At 51.3% G+C, this 5,239-nt stretch carries 5 protein-coding genes; 4 read left to right on the plus strand and 1 reads right to left on the minus strand.

From position 1 onward, the window contains the following. Positions 1-561: 561 nt before the first annotated feature. Entirely contained in the window at positions 562-2,217 is a 1,656-nt protein-coding gene (locus IT781_RS21135) for a SulP family inorganic anion transporter (RefSeq protein ID WP_194972154.1), read from the minus strand. Between the two features lie 278 nt (positions 2,218-2,495). Between IT781_RS21135 and IT781_RS21140 the strand changes: the two genes are divergently transcribed. The 4 genes from IT781_RS21140 (at position 2,496) to IT781_RS21155 (ending at position 5,216) form a co-directional block, all read left to right on the plus strand. Continuing rightward, positions 2,496-2,861, plus strand: coding sequence for an antitoxin Xre/MbcA/ParS toxin-binding domain-containing protein (locus IT781_RS21140; RefSeq protein ID WP_194972155.1), 366 nt, complete (start codon positions 2,496-2,498; stop codon positions 2,859-2,861). Continuing rightward, positions 2,858-3,403 (plus strand): RES family NAD+ phosphorylase, encoded by a 546-nt coding sequence (locus tag IT781_RS21145; RefSeq protein ID WP_194972156.1) that lies wholly within the window; start codon positions 2,858-2,860, stop codon positions 3,401-3,403. Before IT781_RS21140 ends, IT781_RS21145 begins: the two co-directional genes overlap by 4 nt. A 71-nt stretch (positions 3,404-3,474) precedes the next feature. After that, on the plus strand, positions 3,475-3,834 hold the full coding sequence (locus IT781_RS21150; protein WP_194972157.1) for a hypothetical protein: 360 nt from the start codon (positions 3,475-3,477) through the stop codon (positions 3,832-3,834). Positions 3,835-4,853: 1,019 nt separating this feature from the next. Then, a complete protein-coding gene (locus IT781_RS21155) occupies positions 4,854-5,216 on the plus strand; it encodes a hypothetical protein (protein ID WP_194972158.1) in 363 nt (120 codons plus the stop codon). Positions 5,217-5,239 lie beyond the last annotated feature (23 nt).

The raw sequence follows: 5,239 nt of genomic DNA on the forward strand, positions 1-5,239 counted from the left end.
GGGCCGGCATAGGCCAGCGCCACGGCGAGCAAGGGTAGACAGACGACGCCTGCCGTTTGCCGGTGCCGGGAAATTGTGCCGCCGGTTTCCAACCGGTCGCTGATTTGTTGCCGAAATCTCATGACATCTCCTACTATTAAATTAAATGAATGATCGCCGCCTGAAAGCAGCCTTGAACCAGTCGCTTTCGCATGCAACAACACCTTAAAAAATTATTAAATAGCGGACTGCGGATTGACTCTATACGGTAGAGGTACAGTATGAAAATCGGGTGAAACCCTGATTTTTATCTAAGGAAGGACCTGATTTTATGAGGTTCAGCCTGAAAAGTAAGTGAACGGGTAGCGGCGGGAAAGCCTATAGCGATGCTTGAGTCATTCAGGAATGACATTACGTCATGGATGCTTATAGTCTGTTGAGAATTTAATGGTTGATCAGGCGATAAGTGGCTGGTGCTTAGGCAAGTCGGGGACAGAAGCGGCTGCTTATCAGCTTCCGCTTCTGTCCTGGAGTAAATGTTGTGGCGGGCGGCGAGAAAGCTTGCCCAACCTTTAACGAGCTTTACTTTAATCTGTCATCAGCGGTCATCAGGCGGGCCGCTAATTTATGATCGGAGAATTTTTCCAGGGCATGGCCGACTTGCAGGCATTCGCCGCCTTGCGCTTCGTAATCCCGGCTGAAGTCATCGATGAATTCCATGACGGTATGATCGATCAGATAGCCGTTTGAAAAATCGAACACCAGCGTTTTGCCGCCTTCAAGCTCGGCCAGCGCCTTTTTTAACGGCAGAAAATTTGAAAACAGCGCCGAGCCCAATAATTTGACGACAATGGTTTGCCGGTCGGGCCGGTGAATTTCAAAATAAATGCGGAACATATTATCCAGCCAGACGCCGCGCATGGCCTGAATCGCCAGCTTGGCGGCTATGCCGAGCGCCACGCCGATCAGCAAATCCGTTGCCAGCACGCCGATAATCGTGATGACGAACAGGAACAGTTGTTCCACGCCGACAGACAGGACATGCTGGAAGGTCTTGGGCGATGCCAGACGATAGCCGGTATAGACCAATAACGCCGCCAGTGTCGCCAGTGGGATGTTATGGATGACATGCGGGAACAGCAGGATAAACGCCAGGAAAATCAGGCCATGGAAGAAATTGGCCCAACCGGTTCGAGCGCCGCTTTCGATATTGGCCGAGCTGCGCACGATCTCGGCGATCATCGGCAGGCCGCCCAGCAAGCCGGCGATCACATTGCCCATGCCGACGGCGGCCAGATCACGGTCGAAATCGCTGGTGCGGTTGTACGGGTCTAGTTTGTCCACGGCGCTGGTGACCAGCAGCGTCTCAAGGCTGGCTATCAGGCAGATGCCTACGACGGCTTCCCAGAATTCAATGGTCATGGCCTTGGAAAAGTCCGGGAAATAGAAGAGGGAGGTAAACTGGTCGGGAATATCGACTAGAAATTGCGGCTGAATCAGATGTTCGTGATTGGCCAGATAGGTTTTGTCCAGAAAGAAAGCATGGATGTGCTCATGCTGCAGGCCGAAAAATTGCCCCAGGCCCATGCCGGTTATCAGCACGACCAGCGGCGCCGGTATTTTCTTTAACGTCGGATGCTTGAGCAGCGGCCAGACGATCAGAATCGCCAGTCCGCTCAGGCCGATAAAGGCGACTGCATGATTGGGGTAGAGCATGCTGTGCGGAATTTGGGCAATAGTCGAAAGAATACTGCCGAATTCCAGGTTGACGCCCAGCAGGACATGGCTTTGCTTGGCGATGATGATCAGGCCGATCGCGGCCAGCATGCCGTGCACGACGGAAGTCGGGAAAAACGAGCTCAACTGTCCGGCCCGATAGACGCCCAGTAGCACTTGCAGGACGCTGGCGATGACGATTGCACCCAGCGTATAGCGGTAACCGGCCATTGCATCGCCTTCTCCCAGCGTCTGCACGGCGCTGTACAGCACCACGATCAAGCCGGCGGCAGGGCCATTGATGGTCAGATGCGAACCATTGATCCGCGATACCAGAAGGCCGCCAACCATGGCGGAGATAATGCCGGCGGCCGGCGGAAAGCCGGAGGCCAGTGAAATGCCCAGGCACAGCGGCAAGGCCAGTAAAAAAACCAGGAAACCGGCCGCCAGATCATGGCGCCAGTTTTCCGTTAAGCCTGCCAAACCGGTTTTAGGTAAACTTGGTTGCATAGGTTTATCCATCAATTTAGTTTTATTATCAAAGAATCGGCTTCCCAGGCATTTGGGACGCCGTAAACTCAAGTCGTTCTGCCATGAATGACGGGCTTGCGGTAGCTTTCGAAACCGATGCGCCTGTTCATCGGGCGGAACGGGCCGGATTATAGCCTATTACCGGTTTTGTCGAATGAATGGATAAGGCGGCAATTGACTATATATTGATTTTTTTGATCTGCATCTTTAGATTATCAGATAACGCCCTATAATAAAGCCGATATGACGGTCAAACAGTGAGGCATTTTATGGCAAACGTGGATTTTTTACATGAGGTTATTAATGACGAAGGCTATGTGGCCGCAAATTCGCTGGCCAAGGTTCTTCATATTACACAACATGACCTTGCCGAGGTGACGGGACTATCGCGCGATTCCGTTTCCAAAAGTACCCGGGTCAAGAGCAAAGCGACACAGGCCCGGCTGCGGGATACCGTCGAAATCATCAATCGTGTAGCGGAATGGTCCGGCGGCGCCGGCCGCGCCTTCGCCTGGTTTCGCTCTCAGCCGCTGCCCTCGTTCGGCGATAAAACGGCCGAGGATCTCGTCAAGGAAGGCCGCGCGGCCGCCGTTAAAGCCTATCTCTCCCGCATTGCCGACGGCGGCTACGCTTGAAGCTCCCCACCAGTCGATTCACCGGCATAGTCTATCGCGCCCATCATCCCATGTGGGCCTACACGCCCCTGTCAGGGGAAGGTGCTAAAAGACATGGCGGGCGCTTCAACCGGCCCGGCAACAGCGCACTTTACACCTCATTAGACCCTACCACCGCCTGGATGGAGGCGCAACAAGGTTTCCCGTTCAAGCCCCAGCCCATGACGCTGGTGGCATACCGGGTTGACTGCGCCGATATCGCCGATCTGAACGACCACAAAATACAGCAGTTCATCAATTGCCCGCTAAACTGCGCTTGGGAGGATCTGGCCTTTCAAAACCTGGAGCCCCCGACCTGGCTGTTGGCCGACCGACTGCAGGCCTGCGGCATTGCCGGCATTCGGGTGCGCAGTTTTGCGCCCGGTTGTTCGGCGGATAACCATAACCTGGTGCTGTGGCAATGGGCGGATCTTGAACCTCATTCGGTGCAGGTCATTGATGATTTGGGGCGTTTGCCGAAGACGCCGGATTCGTGGATGGGTAGCCAGGAAAACAATGGATAAAGGATGGGAGTTATTTTGGATAAAAGCTGGTCAACAATAAAAATTGATTGATGACAGTATTGGAGGATTGTATGAAGGTCTTGAAATCGATTGCACTCGGGTTCTCAACCGTCTTATTTGCGGGTTGTGCTTCCGGCCCCGAGATTCGTGCCCATGACTGGGCCTATGAGGTACAGACAGCGGAATCCCGGGAGGCCCATCTGCGGTTAGCCGAGCATTATGAGGAAGTGGCCCGGATGATGGATGCTGATGCCGAAGAGGAGCGGCGGATGCTGACGCAGTACAAGTCCCGGCCTTATGTTTACGGCAAGCAGATTCTGGATCTCAAGACTCGCGCAGAAGCTATGGTTCGCGATTTTGAAAAGGCTGCGGAAGATAGCCGTAAGATGGCTGAGTATCACCGGCAACTGGCAGCCGCCCAGTCGAAATAGAGCTTGTATGATTTATCGGCCAAAACTATGGGATATGGTCAAGCAGACTCAAGCTATAGCCCGCTCTATAGCGCATCAAAGAGTGTCGCCCTTATAAAAAACATTGCAATCGGCCCAATTGTTTAATGCGGTTCAGAATTTGGAGAAACCATTATGTCTGATAAAAAGCCTCGGCCGATTATTCTGTTCACGAATTTATAGCAGCTCGCTGGAGTCCATGCGCCTTCTCGAACCGACCGGTTACGGAAGATGATCTCAGGTCTCTGTTTGAAGCGGCCCGCTGGACGCTTCCCTCCTATAAATAACCCTTCAGCTATATCATTGCGAGGAGGGACAATTCCGACCCGTTTCAGAAACTTTTGTCCCGCTTGGCCGAGAGAGCCCGATTTGGGCATTATCCGCTCGCTCGTCTTCACAAATGATGCGGAATAACAGCGTTGGTTAATGCCAAATTAAAAAGGACACACGCTAGATACCGCGACGAATATTGATGATGCGCTGGTCATGCAAAAGCGCGGTTATCTATGGTCGGTGAACCGGTAATTCAACCCACAGCATTTGAACGGAAGACAAGTGGCGAGTCTGGTTTTGATTCCAGTGTCACTTTAGAGAGTTTTTCGGAAATGCCAGCCCGAATGGAGGCAGAGAATAGTTATTTTTGCTAAAAACTGTGACGAACATCACAAAATAAATAATTAACGCCTACGTCCATGTTGAGTAGACCAATGAATTCGATTAGTCTTAAGTTAGTCTTAAAATCATATCGATGTTATTAAATTCTGCGGCCTTAAGATGGCGATGACAAAGGGCAGGGAGTGGCCCGAACATAAGGATGCCTCATGAACAAGTGGAAATGACTGAATTTCTACGATAGTTACTTCCTCCTAGAGAGCTTCGTATGGATACTGCCCAATCTTCAACTGCACCGGCAACTAATTTCAGTAAGAAATTAATTATTGTGCGTCAACTTGTGTTTCAGTTGTAGCAGCTGCGTCAAGAATTTGCCAAGTGTTTTGGAAATGCTTCAAAACACTGTAGCAAGTAAACCCCATCCTGATAGGCTCAGAGTGGGTTATGTTAATAATACAAAAAATAGAGATTTAATTATGAAAAGCAAACTGATGAAAACATTAGCGGCGGGTGTTCTTTTAACTGCAACAGGTTTGGCTTCTGCCGAGCCTGTGACTTTAACTGATGCTCAGATGGACAATGTTTCAGCTGGTGCTCTTTTGGGGCTGGACGCATTAGTGGGTAACACTCTTGCCCTGGTAGACGGTCTTCTTGGCTCAGTCGTCGGAGCAGTTGATGCCTTGTTGCCGGCTGTAGATCTGCAATTAGCTACATCTGTCAGTCTGGGGCTTGGTTTACAAGTTTCCTTATAATCCAAGCGATTCCGTTTAGATTA

Source organism: Methylobacter sp. BlB1, assembly GCF_015476545.1.
In the GTDB taxonomy this organism is placed as follows: domain Bacteria; phylum Pseudomonadota; class Gammaproteobacteria; order Methylococcales; family Methylomonadaceae; genus Methylobacter.